Annotated in this window: 19 protein-coding genes; 9 read left to right on the top strand and 10 right to left on the bottom strand. The window is 67.9% G+C overall.

Features of this window, described 5'->3' with window-relative positions:
• The 3 genes from VGC47_12830 to VGC47_12820 form a co-directional block, all read right to left on the bottom strand.
• Window positions 1–1,368 carry a HAMP domain-containing sensor histidine kinase gene (locus VGC47_12830; GenBank protein ID HEX9856191.1) on the bottom strand — a complete coding sequence of 456 codons (1,368 nt, stop codon included), beginning with the start codon at window positions 1,366–1,368 and terminating at the stop codon, window positions 1–3.
• 421 nt (window positions 1,369–1,789) lie between these two features.
• Window positions 1,790–2,575 carry an alpha/beta fold hydrolase gene (locus VGC47_12825; protein HEX9856190.1) on the bottom strand — a complete coding sequence of 262 codons (786 nt, stop codon included), beginning with the start codon at window positions 2,573–2,575 and terminating at the stop codon, window positions 1,790–1,792.
• Entirely contained in the window at window positions 2,572–2,721 is a 150-nt protein-coding gene (locus VGC47_12820) for a hypothetical protein (GenBank protein ID HEX9856189.1), read from the bottom strand. The genes VGC47_12825 and VGC47_12820 overlap by 4 nt, the downstream gene beginning before the upstream one ends.
• 79 nt (window positions 2,722–2,800) lie before the next feature.
• On the opposite strand from VGC47_12820, the gene VGC47_12815 reads away from it, so the two are divergent.
• The 9 genes from VGC47_12815 (at window position 2,801) to VGC47_12775 (ending at window position 12,309) form a co-directional block, all read left to right on the top strand.
• The gene (locus tag VGC47_12815) at window positions 2,801–3,271 is read left to right on the top strand and encodes a helix-turn-helix domain-containing protein (GenBank protein ID HEX9856188.1); all 471 of its coding nucleotides are present in this window, start codon (window positions 2,801–2,803) and stop codon (window positions 3,269–3,271) included.
• A 172-nt stretch (window positions 3,272–3,443) separates the two neighbouring features.
• Window positions 3,444–5,162, top strand: a complete 1,719-nt coding sequence (locus VGC47_12810; GenBank protein HEX9856187.1) for an ABC transporter substrate-binding protein — start codon at window positions 3,444–3,446, stop codon at window positions 5,160–5,162.
• 95 nt (window positions 5,163–5,257) lie between these two features.
• Window positions 5,258–6,271, top strand: a complete 1,014-nt coding sequence (locus tag VGC47_12805) for an ABC transporter permease (protein HEX9856186.1) — start codon at window positions 5,258–5,260, stop codon at window positions 6,269–6,271.
• Between the two features lie 3 nt (window positions 6,272–6,274).
• On the top strand, window positions 6,275–7,195 hold the full coding sequence (locus VGC47_12800) for an ABC transporter permease (protein HEX9856185.1): 921 nt from the start codon (window positions 6,275–6,277) through the stop codon (window positions 7,193–7,195).
• On the top strand, window positions 7,192–8,409 hold the full coding sequence (locus VGC47_12795; GenBank protein ID HEX9856184.1) for an ABC transporter ATP-binding protein: 1,218 nt from the start codon (window positions 7,192–7,194) through the stop codon (window positions 8,407–8,409). Before VGC47_12800 ends, VGC47_12795 begins: the two co-directional genes overlap by 4 nt.
• Complete coding sequence (locus VGC47_12790) at window positions 8,406–9,767, top strand: ABC transporter ATP-binding protein (GenBank protein ID HEX9856183.1); 1,362 nt, start codon at window positions 8,406–8,408, stop codon at window positions 9,765–9,767. Before VGC47_12795 ends, VGC47_12790 begins: the two co-directional genes overlap by 4 nt.
• 66 nt (window positions 9,768–9,833) lie before the next feature.
• Window positions 9,834–10,268 (top strand): OsmC family peroxiredoxin, encoded by a 435-nt coding sequence (locus VGC47_12785; protein ID HEX9856182.1) that lies wholly within the window; start codon window positions 9,834–9,836, stop codon window positions 10,266–10,268.
• 44 nt (window positions 10,269–10,312) lie between these two features.
• Window positions 10,313–11,083, top strand: coding sequence for a class III extradiol ring-cleavage dioxygenase (locus VGC47_12780; GenBank protein ID HEX9856181.1), 771 nt, complete (start codon window positions 10,313–10,315; stop codon window positions 11,081–11,083).
• 8 nt (window positions 11,084–11,091) lie between these two features.
• Window positions 11,092–12,309 (top strand): NAD(P)/FAD-dependent oxidoreductase, encoded by a 1,218-nt coding sequence (locus VGC47_12775; protein HEX9856180.1) that lies wholly within the window; start codon window positions 11,092–11,094, stop codon window positions 12,307–12,309.
• A gap of 11 nt (window positions 12,310–12,320) precedes the next feature.
• Here the strand turns inward: VGC47_12775 and pcaD are convergent, their stop codons facing one another.
• From pcaD to pcaC, 7 genes are read right to left on the bottom strand one after another with little or no spacing between them, the layout of a single operon-like run.
• Window positions 12,321–13,106: a 3-oxoadipate enol-lactonase gene (gene pcaD, locus VGC47_12770; GenBank protein HEX9856179.1), complete on the bottom strand. Its 786-nt coding sequence runs from the start codon at window positions 13,104–13,106 to the stop codon at window positions 12,321–12,323.
• Window positions 13,103–14,242, bottom strand: coding sequence for a lyase family protein (locus VGC47_12765; GenBank protein HEX9856178.1), 1,140 nt, complete (start codon window positions 14,240–14,242; stop codon window positions 13,103–13,105). The genes pcaD and VGC47_12765 overlap by 4 nt, the downstream gene beginning before the upstream one ends.
• Entirely contained in the window at window positions 14,239–15,012 is a 774-nt protein-coding gene (locus VGC47_12760; GenBank protein HEX9856177.1) for a CoA-transferase subunit beta, read from the bottom strand. Before VGC47_12760 ends, VGC47_12765 begins: the two co-directional genes overlap by 4 nt.
• Window positions 15,009–15,821 carry a CoA-transferase gene (locus tag VGC47_12755; GenBank protein ID HEX9856176.1) on the bottom strand — a complete coding sequence of 271 codons (813 nt, stop codon included), beginning with the start codon at window positions 15,819–15,821 and terminating at the stop codon, window positions 15,009–15,011. The genes VGC47_12760 and VGC47_12755 overlap by 4 nt, the downstream gene beginning before the upstream one ends.
• A complete protein-coding gene (gene pcaG / locus VGC47_12750; protein ID HEX9856175.1) occupies window positions 15,821–16,402 on the bottom strand; it encodes a protocatechuate 3,4-dioxygenase subunit alpha in 582 nt (193 codons plus the stop codon). The genes VGC47_12755 and pcaG overlap by 1 nt, the downstream gene beginning before the upstream one ends.
• Window positions 16,402–17,124 (bottom strand): protocatechuate 3,4-dioxygenase subunit beta, encoded by a 723-nt coding sequence (gene pcaH, locus VGC47_12745; GenBank protein ID HEX9856174.1) that lies wholly within the window; start codon window positions 17,122–17,124, stop codon window positions 16,402–16,404. The genes pcaG and pcaH overlap by 1 nt, the downstream gene beginning before the upstream one ends.
• Window positions 17,117–17,518 carry a 4-carboxymuconolactone decarboxylase gene (gene pcaC / locus VGC47_12740; GenBank protein HEX9856173.1) on the bottom strand — a complete coding sequence of 134 codons (402 nt, stop codon included), beginning with the start codon at window positions 17,516–17,518 and terminating at the stop codon, window positions 17,117–17,119. Before pcaC ends, pcaH begins: the two co-directional genes overlap by 8 nt.
• Window positions 17,519–17,576: the final 58 nt, after the last annotated feature.

Raw genomic sequence — 17,576 nt, 5'->3', positions numbered from 1 at the left:
TCACCCCGAGGCGGCCTGCAGCGACAGGCGGAAGATGCTGTGACCGGACTCGTAGCGATAGTCGAGCATGCCGCCCATCAGGTCGGTGAGCTGCCTGGAGATGGCGAGACCGATCCCGACCGACTCGGGTTGGTCGGTGCTCTCGTGGGCCCGGTGGTACGGCTCGAACACCCGCTCCCATTGGTCGACGGGGAGGCCGGCTCCATCGTCGACGACATCGACCTGCAGCCACCCGGCGGCGTCCCTAACGGTGATCGACACCTGGGTTCCGCCGTACCGCTCCGCATTGGTCAGGAGGTTCCTCACGATCTGGCGGACTCGGGCCGGGTCGCCTACTGCCCTCGTGAGCTCGCCCTCGTGCCGTAGGGAGACCCCGGACGTGAACGACCCACCCGCTCGGAGCGTCTGGTTGATGAGATCGACGAGGTCGAAGGTCGTGTTGACGAGCTCGATCTGGCCCATCTCCGCTCGGGCGGCCACCAGCAGGTCCTCGACGAGATCGGCGACGGCTTGGGAATGCTCGACGATCGAGGAGATCATCCTGGCGCGGTCGTGGTGAGCGATCGCGCCGTCCTCGTGGAGCAGGCGAGAGAACCCGAGGATGGCCGTCAGAGGAGTACGGATCTCGTGGCTCACGGCCGCCAGGAACCGGTTCTTGGCGAGTACCAGGTCTTCCATCCTGCGCTCCTCGTTGCGGTGGCTCGTCACGTCGATGACGGTGAACACCGCTCTCGAGAAGTCGGGCGATCCGGCGATGACCGGTGCCGCCAGGATCGACTCCGCGTCGTAGGCCACCCCGCTGGCCGTCGCTGCTGTGAAGGCTGCGTAGGCGACGGGCTCACGGTCCCACACGGCCTGCAGTTGGGTCAGCCAGCCGGTCTGGGAACCGTCGTTGACGATGTGGGGCGAGATCGGTCCGATCAGCCGGTCGAGCGGCAGGCCGACGGCGCGCACCGCCGCCGGATTGGCTGCGACGATACGGATCATCGGGACGATCGCCCTGATCGCCTCGAGGTCGTCTCCGAGGTGCTCCCTCAGGCTGGTCACCCCGGTGCGCCGCAGATCCTCCATCCAGCGCTCGAGCGCCGAATAGTCCTGCTCCATGATCGGGATCGGCGAGATTCGGAACAGGTTCTCGAAGCTCGACCAGCCTCGCATGGCCTCCATGAGGTCGTCGCTCAGCCGTTCCGACTCCGCGTAGTGGTCGTGCACCGTGGCGAGGAGCCGGTTCCAAGAGGCCAGGTCAGGAGCTACGTCATGTGCGAGCCCGAGCTGGGCGAGCTGCGAGGCGAGCCTGGGATGCAGCAGTCGGCGAGCCATCGCCGTGTCCGCCTCGTGCTCCGTCTGATCGGCACTCTGCTCTGACATACTCATCCCACTCGGGTCCATCCCATTCGGGTCCATCCCATTCGGACTTCCGCGTCGCGAGCCCCGTTTCGGTCAGACCGGTTGCGCGAACCGCTCGAGCGTCGTCGAGCGCTCGGCGGCACCCGCGTCGGGCGGGGGAACACGAAGTGAACCCCGTTCGCATCCTTCACCGTTGTTTCATCGGAGAATGCCAAAACCTGCTTGAGATCAATCATGGCTTCGCTGGAGCGTTGGGGGTTGGGGTCAGGGGGGCTGCCACCCTCCGTTCCTGCGTACCACCATCGCACTATTACGACAGGGGGACGCCGGAACGATCGGCTTGGGTGGCCCCTCCGTTCTTGCGTACCACCATCGCACTATTGCGACAGGGGGACGCCGGAATGTAGGGGCCGAACGGTCTGGTCCGAGCCGTCGGCCGGTATCAGATCGGGAGCAGTCGGCTCACCGCATCGAGCACGGCGGGATGTCCGAGGATCTCCTGGTGGCCGGCACCGCCCACCGGCATCAGGCTCGTCCGTGGATGCGCCGCGGCGTACCGCTCGGAATCGGCGAATGCGATCGTGCGATCGGCTGGATCGTGCACGATGAGCACGTCGGCTCCGGGTATCACTCCTTCGCCGCGCATGATCGACATGATCTGCGGGCCGGCGAACCGCTCGATGCGCCCCGAGAACCGTCGCCGTGCGCCGTGCGACAAGCCGAGCCGGGCGACGAACCAATCGAAGTAGCCGTCCATACGGAGGGCGGGGGCGATCAGCATCACGTGGCGGGGACCGCCGGCTGCGAATGCCGAGAAGGCGACGGGGGCGCCGAACGAGTGGGCGACGACGACGTCGGGCGCCCCGAACATCCATCCGACCGCCGAGACGGTGGCCGTCATCGCGAAGAGGTCGGCGCGCGATCCGCGATCGGAGCCGTGGCCGGGCAGCTCGGGGACCACGGCGCGGGCTCCGTGCGAGGCGACGGCCTCGGCGAGCGGGTTGAGATCGCTGGCGTCGCCTCCCCAGCCGTGGAGGAGGAGCACAGGCTCACCGGTGCCGAGCGTGTAGCCGCCGAGGTCGCGCTTGCCGACCGTGAGCTCGAAGGGCTTCGCACCCGAGGGCCGCGGTCCTGCTCGTCTCGCCCGCGGCCTGAACCACATCCACTCGGCCACGGCGGAGACCGGGCCGGGGGCGACCCGACTCGTCCAGCGGGCGGTCGTGCTCATCGCTCCCATGACTTGCCTCCCGATATCCGGACAGGCCTGCGCTCGAGTTGGTCGATGACGGTCTCGACGGGAATCGCCAGGCGCACGAGCGGCTCCCTGGCGATGGTGCGGCGCATCGCTCTCGTGATGCGGGGGGTGGTACGCATGGATCACTCCAGTCAGTAGCGTTACGAAACCCACACTACTGCAAGTTGGTTTCGTAACGCAACCGACTATGCTGTCTCCATGCCTCCACGGAAGTCCCTCGACCACCTCGACTGCTCGGTCGCCAACACGGTCGACGTCATCGGCGATCGGTGGAGCCTCCTCATCGTGCGCGACGCCTTCTTCGGCGTGCGCCGCTTCGACGACTTCCAGAAGGATCTCGGCATTGCCCGCAACATCCTCGCCGACAGGCTGCAGGGGCTCGTCGACAAGGACATCCTCACGACGAAGCAGTACCAGGACAATCCGACCAGGCACGAGTACGTCCTCACCGACAAGGGTCGCGATCTGTTCGACGTCCTCATGGCGTTGTGGCGCTTCGGAGATCGTTGGGAGCCTGCGACCGCGGCGCGCGTCGCCATCCACGACGACTGCGGGCACGAGACGCACATGATCGCCGCGTGTGCTCACTGCGGGGCCGAGTTGACGCGTCGGAACATCCGGGTCGTGCCGCTCCTCGACGTCGTCGCAGAGCGAGCCCGGCCCGCCTGACGGCAGCGTCGGCATCGAGCGCGCGGCCCGCCACGTAGCCAACCCGCTCACGGTGCCCATCCTGTTGACGGGCCTCGAACGTCGGTCTAGCTTTCAGGCGGGTTTCCGCAATCGATTGCGGTACGGAGGATGCCCGCGGTTGCGGACACACCCATATACGGAGGGAGCCCGCATGCGATTCCGACACGACCGATTCGGTCGCCTCAAGACGCCGACAATCATCGCCATCGCGCTGTCACTGGTTCTGGCGGCATGCTCGAGCGAAGAGCCCTCGAGCACGACCGAGCCGGGTCAAACCGAGGACACTGAGCCGTCGACCGACGGCGATGTCAGCAATGCCGGCCTGTACGTTCATGCTGCCGATGATGAGCCACTCAGCTTGGACCCGGCACAGGTCGCAGCCGGAGAAGCCGGCGAGACGGTGATCCTGCAGGTCTACGAGCGGCTCGTCGAGATCGGGCCGGGAGGTCCTGATCTAGTTCCCGGCGTGGCCTCCGAGGTGCCGACGATCGACAACGGCCTGATCTCGGAGGACGGCCTGACGTACACGTTCCCGATCAGGGAAGGGGCCGTGTTCCACGACGGCAGCGAGCTCACCGCGGACGTCGTGAAGTTCTCATGGGATCGTGCCCTCACGATGAGCCTGCCCGAGGGCAACAGCAGTGTTCTCGCAGACATCGTCGCCGAGACATCCGTCGACGGGAACAACTTCGTGGTCACCCTGGCGGAGCGCAACGCCGCCTTCCTCAACTCGGTCGTCACGGCGGCGGTCGCCTCGATCGTCAGCCAGGAAGCGGTCGAAGCCAACGGTGGTGTCGCGGCCGGCACTCCGAATGAGTTCTTCTCAGGCAACGCCGTCGGCAGCGGCGCCTATCGCCTGACGGAGTGGAATCGCGGCGAGAACATCCAGCTCGAGGTGTTCGAGGACTACTGGGGCGAGCCGGCCAAGCTCGACGTCCGGATCGATCAGGTCCCCGACTCCGACGTGAGAGTGCTCGGCCTCCGAGCCGGCGACTACGACTCGATCGAGACGGACCCGACCTTCATCACCGACCTCGAAGGTGCAGAGGGCGTGACGATCTTCACCGGCGAGTGGCTGCTCGAGCCGGTTCACGTCGGATTGAACCTCGACATCCAGGAAGACCTGTTGCCGCCGGAGGACACGATCCCGGCCGACTTCTTCTGGGACCCGAGAGTGCGACAGGCATTCAACCTGGCGTTCGACTACCAGGCGTTCATCGAAGGCGGGTTGAGCGGCCTCGGCGGGACGATCCCGCACTACCTGCCGCAGGGGATGCTCGGCTACGACGACTCGTTGCCGCGTTACGAGACGGACCTGGCCCGCGCCGAGGAGCTCTTCCGAGAGACCGGGTGGTGGGACGAGGGATTCACGATGACGGTCCTCGTCGAGGAGGGCGGAATCTTCGAGACGGCGGGCCTCGTGCTCAAGGACTCGATGGCGGCCCTCAACGAGAACTTCGTCATCAACGTCCTGGCGGTCGTCGAGGTGCAATTCGACACTGCCCATGGAGAGGTCCCGTTCCCGTATGCGGCGTGGATCAAGAACGCCGACCCATTCGCGGATCCGGCGGCGCTGTTCGCGGCGTATGTCCATCCGGACGGCGAATGGGGAGAGGTTCACGTGTTCCGGAACGGCTACAGCGATCCCGACGCCATCGCGGCGCTGGTGGAGGAGGCGGCCGTCTCGACGGACACGGACAGGCGCGTCGAGATCTACCAAGAGCTCACCCAGACGCTCTATGACGACCCCATGTGGGTCATCCCCGGGAACGAGCGAGCGCTCATGGCGCACAGGAGCTGGGTCGAGAACTTCCAGATGAACCCACTGTGGCCGCGGCCGAGCCTGAAGTTCGCGCTCTTCGACAAGTGACGCACCGCCGGGCCGTGTGCGCCCGCCCGGTATCGTTCGGGTGCACACGGCCGCGGCGACGGCTGAGTGACGATCGATCGGATAGATGACACCACGTGCAGATCCGCGAGTACGTCATCCGAAGGTTGCTGATCCTGCCTCTGATCTTGGTGGGCACGTCGATCATCGTCTTCGCCCTCGGCAGGGTTGGAGGCAATCCGATCGCCATCTACCTCGAGCACGAGATGACAGCCGCGGAAGTCGCCGAGATCGAGGAGCGCTACGGGCTCGACGAGTCGCTCCCTGAGCAATACATCGCGTGGCTCGGGGGAGTGGTGCGGGGCGACCTCGGGTACTCGGGTGTTTCGGCGGCTCCGGTTATGGAGGTGCTTCCGCGACGGCTGGCGGCGACGCTGGAGCTGTCGGTGGCCGCAGCGATCGTGGCCGTCACCATGGGAATCGCACTCGGCACGTTCGCCGGTGCGAGGCGTAACCGCCTCCCCGACCATCTCACGCGGATATTCGCCATCAGCGGGGCGGCCACACCGATCTTCTGGTTCGCGATCGTGCTCCTCATCATCTTCTGGGTGCGGCTCGGCTGGTTCCCGGTCGGCCGCTCCGACGCTGCGGTGTTCGCGTCGATCGCACATCCAACCGGCGTCTACACCCTCGATGCGCTCCTGGCCGGCAGCTTCACCGCCATGCGCGACGCCTTGTGGCATCTGACTCTCCCGGCAGTCACACTCGGCTACGGCGCCACCGCCATCATCACGAGGATGATGCGATCCTCGCTCGCCGAGGAGCTCAACGAGGACTACGTCGACGCCGCCAGGGCGAAGGGCCTCCCTGAGAGGCTGGTGCTCCGCCGCCATGCGCGTCGCAACGCTCTGATCCCCACCGTGACCGTGATCGGCCTCGGCTTCGGCTTCCTCCTTCAGGGAACGGTCGTCGTCGAGATCATCTTCATCTGGCCCGGCATGGGGCGGTGGATGGCGGATGCGGTGCTTCGGGGCGATCAGGCGACGATCATGGCGTACGTCCTGTTCACCAGCATCCTGTTCCTCGTGGTCAACCTCGTCGTCGACGTGCTGTACGCGTACCTCGACCGACGTGTGATCCTCGGGAGCTGAGACATGGTCGACACAGCCGCTCGCAGATCCGTCCTGCCGACATCGGGTCCCCTGGCTGTTCGCGTCAAGCGATTCGGCGAGGTGGCACGCGACGTCCTCAGCAACCCGACCACGGTCGTCGGCCTCGTGATCATCGTCGCGCTGATCGGCGTTGCGTTGCTGGCACCGCTCATCACGGAGCCGAACCGGCCTGATCCGTATCAGATGCCGCGGGACTGGACGGCGCTCAACGAGCCGCCGGGGACTCCAGGGCATCTGCTCGGTACGACCTCGACCGGCGGGGACGTGCTCTACGGGGTGCTGTGGGGGGCGCGGACCTCGCTGCAGATGTCGGCCATCGTCGTGAGCATCACCATGGTCGTCGGCACGATCATGGGGAGCATCGCCGGTTTCATCGGCGGCAAGGTCGACGAGGTCATCATGCGGATCGTCGACGTCTTCCTCGCCATTCCCGAGCTGATCTTCGCCCTCGCCATCGCGGCGGTGCTCGGACCGTCGTTCGCCAACATCATCTTCGCCCTGACCGTCGTGTTCTGGGTGAAGTACGCCAGGATCATCCGAGGCCAGATCATCCATGTGAAGCAGAACGAGTACGTCGACGCGGCCCGGGTGATCGGTGACTCGAGGTTCAACATCTACCGCAGGGACGTGCTCCCGAACTCGATCACCCCGGTGGTCGTGCAGGCGACGCTCGACATGGGCAACATCGTCCTCGTCGGCGCGACGCTCAGCTTCATCGGGCTGGCGGAGGCGGGCTTGGCGGAGTGGGGAGTGCTCGTGAGCGAAGGCCAAGCTGGGATCTCGGCCGGTCGGTGGTGGGCATCGACGATCCCGGGAGCCATGGTCTTCCTGTGGGCGCTCGCATTCAACCTGTTCGGCGACGGGCTCCGGGACGTCCTCGACCCGCGCACAGAGGGTCGATGACGGCCGAGGCGACGATGCCGGCCGGGCGCACGACGGCGCCGCTCGTCGCTTCGGTCGATGGGCTCAAGGTCTACTTTCAGACGAAAGCCGGCCTCGTTCGTGCCGTCGACGGAGTCTCCTTCGACATCCTCGATGGCGAGATCCTCGGGCTAGTCGGCGAGACGGGCTGTGGGAAGAGCGTCACGGCCCGTTCTTTCCTGCGGCTGATACCCACCCCGCCCGGCGTGTACGCCGGAGGGCGGATCGACTTCTGGAGCCGAGAGGCCCGGGAGCACGTGGCGCCGCCCGTCGACCTCCTCAAGATCTCTCCAGCGGACCTCCTGACGATTCGCGGCAACCGGATCGCGATGATCTTCCAGGATCCCGGCAAGGCCCTCAACCCGGCGATGCCGATCGGCGACCAGGTTGCCGAGGTCTTCTACCAGCATCGCAGCCAGGAGCTGCTCGACGTATGGGAGGGTAGGGCGCCGCGCATCATGCGCAGGGCCGCCTCCCAGCGGACGAGGACGATCGAGCGCCTGGCGCTGCGGTTCCCACCATTGCGCAGTCAGGCGAGACGCCTCAGAAGGCGAGTCGACGAGCTCGTCGCCGGCGCGCTGGCGGAGACGCAGATCCCCAACCCGCGCAAGATCATGTCGAGCTATCCCCACGAGCTGTCGGGCGGGATGAAGCAGCGAGTCATGATCGCCCAGGCGCTGGCGTGCAATCCCGACCTCCTGATCGCAGACGAGCCGACCACCGCGCTCGACGTGACGATCCAGGCACGCATCGTCGAGCTCATCCGCGAGCTCCAGGAGCGTCACCAGACTGCCGTGCTGTACATCACCCACGACCTGTCTCTCGTCCGTCGGGTCGCCGACAGGATCGCAGTCATGTACGCCGGCCGGATCGCCGAGATGGGCGACACCGACGACGTCTTCTACGAGCCTCAGCACCCGTACACGCGAGGGCTCCTCGCTGCGGTCCCCTCTTTCGCCCACAAGCGAGGGGAGCTGTCTGCCATCGAAGGGACCGTCCCCGAGCTGATCGATCCCGCCGCGGCGTGCCGGTTCAACACCCGCTGTGCCCACGCTACGGACCTGTGCCGCAGCGTCGACCCGGCCCTGATCGCCCGACCCGGCCATCGGACCGTTGCCTGCCACGCCTACGCCTCTCCCGAGATGCTCGGCGTGGCGGCCGATCGGCTCCCGCACGTCGACGGAGGCCCGCTGTGACGACGTTGCGCGACGACACCCCGCCCGTCGGACGCCGGGTCGAAGCCGAGCCGGTGATCACGCTGCGGGCAGTCCAGAAGTACTTCCCCGTGCGCGAGGGGGTCTTCCAGCAGATCGTCGGCAACGTCCAGGCCGTCGACGGCGTCAGCTTCGACGTGCCCCGCGGGCAGACCGTCGGCCTGGTCGGGGAGAGCGGCTGCGGGAAGACCACGCTCGGCCGCTGCATCGCGGGGCTCACCGACACCACGGGAGGGGGCGTGTACTTTCGGCTCCCCGACCGGGATCGCCGCTTCCTCGACGAGTTCGACGGCACCCCAGCCGAGCGCCGCACCTCCGAGCAGCGTGCGCAGGCAGCCGCCATCGACGCAGCCCATCGCATCGACCGGCTGAAAGGCGACGCTTGGCGCGTGTATCGGCGCAACTGCCAGTTCGTGTTCCAAGACGCGTTCAGCTCCCTGAACCCGCGCCAGCTCGTCAAGGACATCGTCGGCAGGCCACTCAGAGTCCACCGCGAAGCATCGGGAGCCGATCTGATCGGCCGGGTCGTCGCGCTGCTCGAGAGCGTCGGGTTGGGCCGGCAACACCTGTACCGGTATCCCCACCAGTTCTCGGGGGGACAGCGCCAGCGGATCTCGATAGCCAGGGCGCTGGCCCTCGACCCGGAGTTCATCGTGCTCGACGAGCCGACGAGCGCGTTGGACGTGTCCGTGCAGTCCCAGATCCTCAATCTCCTCCACGAGCTCCAGCAGGAGCGAGGCCTCACGTACCTCTTCATCACCCACGACCTCGGCGTGGTGCGGCTCATGAGCGACAAGATCGTGGTCATGTACCTCGGTGAGGTCGTCGAGCAAGCGGGCGCCGACGAGTTGTTCGCCTCCCCTCGTCATCCGTACACCGAGGCTCTCCTGGCGGCGAACCCCGACCTCCTCGAACGTGGCGAGGAAGCCGAGATGCGCGGCCTCGAAGGGACCGTTCCCGATCCCGCCAGGCCGCCGCACGGGTGCAGATTCCACACCCGCTGTCCCGTGGCGACGCCGAGGTGCGGTTGGGAGGTCGACGACGCAGTCGCCTGGCTTCTCGACAACACCACCGTGTTGAACGAGATGAGCGGGGTCGAGCGGACATCCGACTTCGAGGCGACGTTGCGATTCGGGGGGGATGAGGCCTCCGCCGAGGCGCGCTCGCTCCTCGACGGCGAGGCACCCCGCCCGATGCGCTCGGCGCTCGTCGAGCTGGGCGTGCACGGCCCGGAGCTTCGAATTCGCTTCGACCCGATCGAACGGGTGCGCCTCGACGACGTCGGGGAGGGCCATCTGACCTCATGCATCCTCCATACGGGATGTGCCGAAGGAGGATGAGGAGCCTGCGGTCGGGGGCGGCTCGACGCGACGTAGTCTTTGCAGCCGCGAGCTATCGGAGGATCGATGCAGAGTCGAGCGACGGCGCAATGGAGCGGTGACCTGTTCAGCGGCTCGGGAACGACCACGCTGGCCGGCAGCGGAGCGGCAGGACCGCTTCCGGTTTCGTGGGCCAGCAGGACGGAGGAGTCCGCAGGGAGGACCAGCCCGGAAGAGCTCATCGCCGCCGCCCACGCAGCCTGTTACAACATGGCGCTCTCGAACGGCCTCGCCCAGGCCGGTCACCCGGCCGAGCAGCTCGACACAGAGGCGGTCGCCGCGTTCGAGAGGACGGACGCCGGCTGGAGGCTCACGACGATGGCCTTGTTGGTGAGGGGCAACGTGCCCGGGATGGACGCCGCCACGTTCGCCGAGCAAGCCGCGGCCGCCAAGGACGGGTGCCCGGTCTCGAACGCCCTCAAGGGCAACGTCGAGATCACGGTGGACGCGGCGTTGGTCTGAGGGATCATCTTGTGACGGTCGCCGAGGAGCTCACCGACAGGCGAATGCCTGCGATCTTCCTGAGCCACGGGGCACCGCCGCTGGCGGACGATCCCGTGTGGACTCGGGAGCTCGCCGACTGGTCGGCTTCGCTCGACAGGCCGTCGTCGATCCTCATCGTGTCGGCCCACTGGGAGTCGGCGCCGACGACGCTCGCCGCGACGACCACTGTCCCGCTGTACTACGACTTCTGGGGGTTTCCGGAGAGGTACTACCAAGTCACGTATGCGGCGCCGGGTGCGCCCGGGCTGGCAGCCGAGGTGCGGAAGCTCCTCGGCGGGCCCGGCGGGGCGATTCACGACGACGCCGGCCGGGGGCTCGACCACGGGGCGTATGTCCCGCTCGTCGAGATGTACCCCGAAGCGGACATCCCGGTGCTCCAGATCTCGATGCCGACGCTCGACCCATCCGAGCTGCTCGAGATGGGCAGGCGGCTCGCCCCCCTGCGTGACCAGGGCGTTCTCATCATCGGGAGCGGCTTCACGACCCACAACCTGAGAGAGATGGCCCCCATGTGGATGACCGACGCCCCGGCGCCGTCCTGGTCGGTCGAGTTCGATGCCTGGATGCGGGAGCGGCTCGAAGACGGCGACGTCGACGCCCTCCTCGACTTCCAGCGGAAGGCTCCTGCGGCTGCCATCGCCCATCCCAGGACCGAGCACTTCGCTCCGCTGTTCGTGGCTCTCGGGACGAGCGTCGGGCTCGGTCAGACAGGCGAGACCGTGATCGAGGGATTCTTCCTCGGGCTGTCGAAGCGCTCGGTCCAGTTCGGCTGACGGAGTCCATGCGAGTCGTCGTCATCGGCGCCGGGCTGGCAGGGTTGGCGGCTGCCGACCGGCTGCAGCACGCCGGGCACCACGTCACGGTCCTCGAAGCCCGCCACCGGGTTGGGGGACGTGTCTGGTCGGAGACGCTCGACAACGGGGCGACCGTCGAGCTCGGGGGCGAGTGGATCGACCAAGGCGACGCCGCCCTGCTGGCGATCACGAGCCGATTCGGCCTCCAGGTCGTCGAGACGGGCATCGACTTCGCCGTCCGCGCCGTGTTCGGCGGCCTGCCGGTGTCACCGGACGAGCAGCGGAGCGGTCACCGCGCCGCAGCCCGCCTTCTCGGCCGGTACACCGAGTCGCAGCTCGATGACACGTCGATCGCCGATCTCATCGAGCGCCTCGACATCGGCGTGGCGATGCGGGCGCTCCTCGTCGCCCGGCTCACGGCCTCGTGCGGTGCCGACCTGGGTCGGGTGGGCGCCTCGGAGCTGGTGGGCAGCTTCTCGTTCGGTGAGGACCGGGTCTATTTCCGGGTGGCGGACGGTAACGATCGCATCGCACGGGCGCTCGCTGCCGGCGTCGACGACGTGAGGAGCGGCTTCGTGGTCTCGTCGGTCGGTGAGCAGGATGGAGATGGATTGGTCGTTGCAGGCACGGATGGCGACCGCCGCGCCGAAGTCGGATGCGACGCCGTCGTGGTGGCGGTGCCGCTTCCTGTCCTCCGGAGGATCGGCCTCGGAGCGCTGGTACCCGACGACGTGCGATCAGCGATCGGTGCGATCGGCATGGGCGACGCCGCCAAGCTCGCCGTGCCGGTGGTCGACCCGGTCGTGCAGGCCGTCCAAGACGTCACGGTGCCCTACTGGGCGTGGACGGCACTCGGCGATGGCGGCATCCCCCAGCCTGCCGTCACCGCCTTCGCCGGCTCATACGGTGCCATGGATCACATCGAGGCGTCGGGCGGGAGTGGCGTGTGGATGGAACGGCTGCGTCGATCGATACCCGGGCTCGAGCCGGCCGGGGCTCCGGTCATGCACCACTGGGGGAGCGACTCGCTGGCCGGCGGCTGCTACTCGGCCGTCGGACCCGGGGCGAGGCGCCACCTGGCGGCTCTGGCGCGCCGTCACGGTCGGGTGGTCTTCGCCGGGGAGCACGTGAACGGATCGGGAACCATGAACGGGGCGATCGAGAGTGGGTTGCGGGCCGCTGCGCTGCTCGCGGGTGGAGAGTGAGCGGTCTGCGGTCAGTGGTCCTCGAGGAACCGTTGCAGCGCCTCCGTGAACCTCTCCGCCTTGTCGAGATTCGAGATGTGGGCGGCCCCCTCGATGATCGTGAGCCGGCTCGCCGGGATGTGGCTGTGGAGCCACTCGGCCGCCGCCGGACTCGTCGACTGGTCGAGTGACCCTCCAACGACGAGCGTTGGCGTCGTGATCCCGGTCACCTCGCCGCTCAGGTCGGAGGCGGCCAAGGCGTGGCAACAGCCGATGTACCCGACAGGTGAGGTGGTGGCCAGGCACGCCAGCCCGCGCTCTGCCCATCCGGCGTTCCGCTGAGGGAAGTCCGGCGACCACCACCGCGTCCTGGCGGCGTCGACCAGTGACTGCATCCCGTCGGTCTGCACCTGGGCGACCCGGTCGGCCCAGCCTTCCGCCGTGCCGATCCTGGCCGCCGTGTTGCACGCCGCCAGCGCCCACAACCGATCGGCTGCGTTGATGCCGAGCCACAGAGCGATCTGACCACCGATCGAGAGCCCGCAGACGGCGAAGGAGTCGACCCCGGCGCTGTCTGCCACGGTCACGACGTCACCGGCGAGCGTCGCCATGTCATACGGTCCCTCCGGAGCGTCCGAGGAGCCGTGTCCTCGCATGTCGATGGCGATGACCCGATACGACGCTGCCAGCGCCTCGATCTGCGGCCGCCACATGTCGTGGTCGTACCCGAGCGAGTGGCACAGGACGACGGTGGCGGCGTCGACCGGCCCATGGTCCTCCCAGGCGATGGCGGTGTCGCCGACGTGGGTGACGTTCACCCGCGCTCCTCCACCGCCGAGAAGGCGGCCGTCACGGCGGCGACCACCCGCTCGCCAGCAACGATGGCGGCGGCATGGTCGACGCCTCCGAGTGCCTCGAGCATGCGCTCCTGGTCGACCTCGAGAACACCCAGGCTGCGGTCGAGTGCCTCGACGGCGGCTCCCGCCGTGTGGAACACGAGCGGGAAGGCGAGCCACTCTGCCTGCCACCCTCCGGCGGCGCGCTCCAACTCGGGGGGACGCGCCCCCAGCACCACGGCTGCGCCGGCCGCACACACCTGGGCGGCTGCCACGGCCCTGACGGCGTCGATCGGGTTGCGCTTGTCCGGCATGCTCGAAGACCGGCCCGAGCCGGCCGTCACCTCGCCGAAGCCGGCGAGGAGAACGATGTCGCCGGCGACCTTGTCGACGGACGAGCACGTGGCAGCCACCGCGGCGACGACAGCTCTGCTGCGCGAGCGGTCGCCGTGCCACGACGTCGGCGGCGCCACCAGCCCGAGCCTGGCTGCGGTCGCAGTTGCGATCGCAGCTGCTTCCATGCCGTGCGCCGCAGCATCTCCAGCCAGCCCTCCGAGCTGGAGCGCCAGGTTGTCGCGCGCCTCCTCCAGCTCGTCGATGTGGCGGACGAGTGGCTCCAGCCAGAGTGCCAGGCGCGCTCCCAAGCTCATCGGTCCGGCGGGCTGGAGCAGCGTGCGGGCCATGGTCGGAGTAGCGACGTGAGCCGCTGCCAGGTCACGCAGCTTGGCGCCGCAACCCATCAATCCGGCGCGCAAGGCGTCGAGGCCGACTCCGGCCTGGAGCATGAGGGCGGTGTCGATGGCGTCCTGGCTGGTGGCGCCGCGGTGGACGGCGGACGCCGCGTCGGGGGAGAGCCCCGCTCTGATCTCCTCGAGCAGCGGCAGCAGAGGAGAGCCGGCCGCCCAACCGCGCGCCAGGATGTCGGGGGCATCCACTTCGAGGGCGAGACAGCGGGCCTCGACCTCCCCGGCGACGTCCGGTCCGATGAGCCCGACGTCCGCCAGGGCACCGGCCAGGGCTGCCTCGAATCGCAGGATCCCGGCGACGTGGCCCCGGGGCGAGAACACCCGCGACATCTCGGCCGTTGAGAATCCGGGGTCGAACGTCGGCTCTGTCATCGCATCCCCGCGTGGGCAGCTTCGGTGCGGGCGTAGAGGTCACGCAGTACCTCGAGCTCGCCGTCTGCCGGCGGTTCCGTCCCTTCGACCTCGGCGGCGACTCGCAGGTCCCACCCGGTCGCCTCCCTGACGTCACGCACGCCCGTCCCGGGGTGGATCGACGTCACCAGGAGCTCGTGCGACTCGGGGTCCGGCTCCATGACACACAGATCCGTGATGACGAGCACCGGACCGGCGGTTGTGATCCCGAGCAGCTCTCGCTCCTTCCCGGTCGGGCCGAAGCCGAGCGACGTCGTGAAGTCGAGGCGATCGACCATGCCACGCCTCGAGTGCTTCATGGTGATGAAGACCCGGCCGCACGACGCCGCAATCTCGGGAGCGCCGCCACCGCCGGGGAGGCGCACCTCCGGGTGGGCGTAGTCACCGACGACCGTCGTGTTGATGTTGGCGTACCGGTCGAGCTGCGCGGCTCCGAGAAATCCGATCGAGATGCGCCCTCCCTGGAGCCAGTAGCGAAACATCTCGGGGACGGAGACCGTCGTCAGGGCCGTCTCGGCGAGCTCGCCGTCGCCGATCGAGAGCGGCAGGACGTCGGGCCGGGTAGCGATCGTCCCCGACTCGTAGATCAGCGTGATGTTCGGGGCATGGGTGAGCCTGGCGAGGTTGCACGCGGCGGAGGGGGCGCCTATCCCGACGAAGCACACGTCGTCGTCTGCGAGTGCTCGGGCGGCCGTGACGATCATCATCTCGTCCGGCGAGTACTCGGTCATGAGGCGCTCATCACGTGCTCGTCCATCCAGGTCAGGAACCTGTCGCGGTCCCTGCTGACGGCGTCCCACTCCACGTAGAACGAGTTGTCACGGTTGTAGTACCCGTGCACGTACGACGGGTGAGCGCCTCGGGGCACCTCGGCGACGAAGTCGATCGTCCACCCCGGAATGACGACGCTGTTCATGCTCGGCGGAGCCAGGTCGTCCACGATCTCCTCGACGGTCACGACGGACGCAGCCGATGCCAGCACGACTTCCTTCTGCACGCCGACGATTCCTTCCACGAGCACGTTTCCGTGGCGATCCGCCCGTTGCGCGTGGACGATCCCCACATCCGGTCGATGCGACGGCACCGCGGCCAGCGTCTCTTCGGTGAACGGGCAGGTCACCGTGGCGGTGTTGCGGTTGACGTCGGTGAGCGACGTGCCCTGGTAGCCCCGGAACACCGCGAACGGGAGGCCGGAGGCTCCCGATGCCCACGCGTTCGCCATGGCGGCGTGGCTGTGCTCGTCGAGCTCCAATGGCTTCGGCCAGTCGTTCTCGACGGCGTCGCGCAACCGGTGGAGGGAGCCGACCCCCGGGTTGCCTCCCCATGAGAAGACGAGGCCGGCGGCGCAGCCCATGCCGATCATCTGGTCGTAGATGAGATCCGGCGTCATCCTGATGAGCCGCAGGTCTGTCCTCCCCTGGCGGATGACCTCGTGGCCCGCCGCGAACGGGATCAGGTGGGTGAAGCCCTCGAGCGCAACGGTGTGGCCGTCGGCGACGGTGGCGGAGATCGCTTCGCTCAGTGTGACGATGCTGGCCATCAGAAGTCGAAGAAGACGGTCTCGCCCGGCCCCTGCAGCCGGATGTCGAAGCGGTATGTCCTCGGATCCGACCCGTCGACCAGGTCGGCGACGAGGGTTGCTCTCCTGTCCTCGGGCACCATGGCGAGCACGATGTCGTGCTCGTTGGCGTGCCGCTCGTCCGAGAAGTAGATCCTCGTGAAGTACGGGTCCAGAGTCCCGCGTGCTTGGACGATCAAGCTGATGTGAGGAGCCTGCATCTCTCCTTCCGGGTCGGGCATCGGCCCCGGCTTGATCGACTCGAACCAGTACCCGCCGGTGGCGAAGTCGGTTCCCGCCCTTCCGAAGCCGGTGAAGCGCTCGTCGATCGGGATCTCGTCCCTGGTGTCGGCGGCGTGCCGGTAGCGCCCCGAGGCGTTGGCTTGCCAGATCTCGATGAGGGCGTCTTCGACGTGGTTCCCGTCGCCGTCGTAGACGACCCCCTCGATGCGGATTCGCTCGCCGGCGACCCCGGGACGTGCGAGCAGGTTCTCGCCTGCGGCGCCGAGGCGCATCGAGAAGTACGGCCCGACGGTCTGCGACGGGGTCTCGCCGGGCGCCATCACGTCTCCTCGTCGGTCGGCGTTGCGAGCGGACCGCGCAGGACGATGTCGAATCGGTATCCGAGCGCCCAGTTCTCGCGGGTGACGTCGTGGTCGTATTCGCTGACCATGCGCCCCCTCGAGTGCTGCGGAGCGGAGTTGTAGATCGGGTCGAGCGGCAGCAACGGATCCCCCGGGAAGTACATCTGGGTGACGAGCCTCGTGCCGATCGCAGGTCCCATCAGCGAGAAGTGGATGTGGGCGGGCCGCCACGCGTTCGGGTGGTTGCCCCACGGGTACGGCCCCGGCTTGATCGTGGTGAACCGGTAGGTGCCGCCGTCGTCGCTCGAGCACTGGCCGACGCCGATGAAGTTGGGGTCGAGCGGCGCCGGGAAGGCGGTCTCCCTCCAATGGGCGTAGCGGCCGGAGGCGTTGGCCTGCCAGATCTCGATGAGTGTTCCAGGGATGGCGGCACCGTTCTCGTCGAGCACCTTGCCTGTCACGATGATGCGCTCCCCGATGGCGGCGCCGCCGGTGCCGGCGTTCGTCGTGAGATCGGCGTCTTCCTCGGAGACCTCGGCCCACACCGGGCCGGGTCCCGTCGACTCCGTGAGCGTCTGCACGATCTTGACGAGGTCCTTGTCCGGCGAGCGCTTCATGGTCGACTTGTAGTCGGGGTAACGAAACGGGGGATGGTCGTCGTAGGCCTTCGGCCCGTAGTGAGTGATCATCGGGTCACTCATCGGGCACCTCGTCGCTGATGCGCTTCATGGCGGCGAAGGCCGCGTTGGCGGCAGGCACCCCGGCGTACACGGCGACGTGCATGAGCGCCTCGGCGATCTCGGCTTCCGTCGCTCCGGTGTTCCTGGCAGCTCTCAGGTGCAGGTCGATCTCGTCGTGGCCTCCCGCCGCCAGCAGGGCGATGGTGATGAGGCTGCGCGTCCGGTCGTCGAGACCGGGGCGCGACCACACCCCTTCCCAAGCGGTCTCGGTGATCCAGTGCTGGAAGCCGCGATCGAGATCTGTCGTCGCCGCAACCGCACGGTCGACGTGGTCGTCTCCCAACACTGCCCGCCGTTTGTCCATGCCCGACTCGTACTTGCTCAACCGGCTCTCCTCGCCGAGGAAAAGTACCATGTGGGGGTCCGTCGTACGCAGAAACACCAGGTCAACGCGCCACAGCGGATGCCCGTGG

The organism is Acidimicrobiia bacterium (genome assembly GCA_036396535.1).
Taxonomy (GTDB): Bacteria; Actinomycetota; Acidimicrobiia; order Spongiisociales; family UBA5794; genus DASWKR01.
The sequence above is the reverse complement of the archived record's forward strand: the minus strand, read 5'-3'. Positions and strand labels throughout refer to the sequence as shown.

What these genes read in the sequence shown, in the direction of transcription:
- VGC47_12785 (HEX9856182.1), top strand. Translation starts at nt 9,834, where the DNA reads ATGCAGAGTCGAGCGACGGCGCAATGGAGCGGTGACCTGTTCAGCGGC.
- VGC47_12755 (HEX9856176.1), bottom strand. Translation starts at nt 15,821, where the DNA reads ATGGCCAGCATCGTCACACTGAGCGAAGCGATCTCCGCCACCGTCGCC.
- VGC47_12780 (HEX9856181.1), top strand. Translation starts at nt 10,313, where the DNA reads ATGCCTGCGATCTTCCTGAGCCACGGGGCACCGCCGCTGGCGGACGAT.
- VGC47_12795 (HEX9856184.1), top strand. Translation starts at nt 7,192, where the DNA reads ATGACGGCCGAGGCGACGATGCCGGCCGGGCGCACGACGGCGCCGCTC.
- VGC47_12825 (HEX9856190.1), bottom strand. Translation starts at nt 2,575, where the DNA reads ATGAGCACGACCGCCCGCTGGACGAGTCGGGTCGCCCCCGGCCCGGTC.
- VGC47_12820 (HEX9856189.1), bottom strand. Translation starts at nt 2,721, where the DNA reads ATGCGTACCACCCCCCGCATCACGAGAGCGATGCGCCGCACCATCGCC.
- VGC47_12810 (HEX9856187.1), top strand. Translation starts at nt 3,444, where the DNA reads ATGCGATTCCGACACGACCGATTCGGTCGCCTCAAGACGCCGACAATC.
- pcaC (HEX9856173.1), bottom strand. Translation starts at nt 17,518, where the DNA reads ATGGTACTTTTCCTCGGCGAGGAGAGCCGGTTGAGCAAGTACGAGTCG.
- VGC47_12815 (HEX9856188.1), top strand. Translation starts at nt 2,801, where the DNA reads ATGCCTCCACGGAAGTCCCTCGACCACCTCGACTGCTCGGTCGCCAAC.
- VGC47_12830 (HEX9856191.1), bottom strand. Translation starts at nt 1,368, where the DNA reads ATGTCAGAGCAGAGTGCCGATCAGACGGAGCACGAGGCGGACACGGCG.
- VGC47_12800 (HEX9856185.1), top strand. Translation starts at nt 6,275, where the DNA reads ATGGTCGACACAGCCGCTCGCAGATCCGTCCTGCCGACATCGGGTCCC.
- VGC47_12760 (HEX9856177.1), bottom strand. Translation starts at nt 15,012, where the DNA reads ATGACCGAGTACTCGCCGGACGAGATGATGATCGTCACGGCCGCCCGA.
- pcaG (HEX9856175.1), bottom strand. Translation starts at nt 16,402, where the DNA reads ATGGCGCCCGGCGAGACCCCGTCGCAGACCGTCGGGCCGTACTTCTCG.
- VGC47_12765 (HEX9856178.1), bottom strand. Translation starts at nt 14,242, where the DNA reads ATGACAGAGCCGACGTTCGACCCCGGATTCTCAACGGCCGAGATGTCG.
- pcaH (HEX9856174.1), bottom strand. Translation starts at nt 17,124, where the DNA reads ATGAGTGACCCGATGATCACTCACTACGGGCCGAAGGCCTACGACGAC.
- VGC47_12775 (HEX9856180.1), top strand. Translation starts at nt 11,092, where the DNA reads ATGCGAGTCGTCGTCATCGGCGCCGGGCTGGCAGGGTTGGCGGCTGCC.